This window comes from Streptomyces sp. NRRL F-2580, from assembly GCF_000720115.1.
GTDB lineage: Bacteria > Actinomycetota > Actinomycetes > Streptomycetales > Streptomycetaceae > Streptomyces.
Window position 1 is genome coordinate 1 of sequence record NZ_JOIR01000103.1, and the last position, 1,069, is coordinate 1,069.

The window sequence follows — 1,069 nt, forward strand, 5'->3', positions numbered from 1 at the left end:
TGTATTGCCCAGTGAGGTTGGGGACGCGGTTGGCGGGTGGTTTGCCTGCGAGGGCGGTGTGTCCGCGGTGGTGATTGTAGGTGTGGAGCCAGTCGGGGAAGGCGTCGCGTCGTTCCTGTTCTGACTGGTAGGGGCGGGCGTAGGCCCACTCCTCCAGCAGCGTCCGGTTGAGGCGTTCGACCTTGCCGTTGGTCTGGGGCCGGTAGGGCCGGGTTCGTTTGTGGGTGATCCCGGCCGCTGCCAGCAGGTCGCGCCAGGCGTGGGATTTGTAGCAGGAGCCGTTGTCGGTCAGGACGCGTTCGACGGTGATGCCGACGCTGGCGTAGTAGGCCTGGGCCCGGGTCCAGAAGGCGGCGGCGGTTTCCTTCTTCTCGTCGGCGTGGATCTCGCTGTAGGCGAGGCGGGAGTGGTCGTCGACGGCGGTGTGGATGTACTGGTAGCCGACGCCGGACTTGGTCTTGCGGCCCGCCGGCCGGCCCAGCACCTTGTGGCCGCCGCCGTCGGGGATGTTGCCGAGCTTCTTGATGTCGACGTGCACGAGTTCGCCCGGGCGTTCGCGTTCGTAGCGGCGTATGACGGTGCCGGTGGCCCGGTCCAGATGCGTCAGGCGGGCGATCCGGTAGCGGACCAGGACGCGGTGGACGGTGGAGGCGGGCACGTCCAGTAGTCCGGCGATGCGGGCCGGTCCCCACCGCCGGAGGATCCGGACCTTGATGATCCGCCGTTCGGTGCGGGTCGCCGTGCGGCGGGGGCTGTGGTGGGGGCGGGAGGAATGGTCGGCCATGCCGGCCTCGCCCAAGGCCCGGTAGCGGGCGGCCCACCGCTGGGCGGTGGTGGGTGAGACCTGGAAACGCTCGGCGGCCCGCCGCAGCGGCCAGCCGTCCTCGACCACACAGCGGGCCAGGCGCAGGCGTCCGGTCTCGGTCAGGGGTGCATTACGGTGGGGCACGAGGGCCTTTCTGGTCGGTGTAGACGTCGCAATCCACACCGAACCCGGAAGGCCCTCACTCGTTCAAGATCCCTCAGCCGAGACCTGCATCACCCGTCCACAACCTCCCTGGACAGAACA

At 69.2% G+C, this 1,069-nt stretch carries 1 protein-coding gene; it reads right to left on the reverse strand.

Annotation, left to right across the window (positions count from 1 at the left end; translation table 11 throughout):
* On the reverse strand, window positions 1-949 hold a 949-nt coding region (locus IF88_RS0139615), incomplete at its 3' end, for an IS481 family transposase (protein WP_030724436.1).
* Between the last annotated feature and the right edge of the window lie 120 nt (window positions 950-1,069).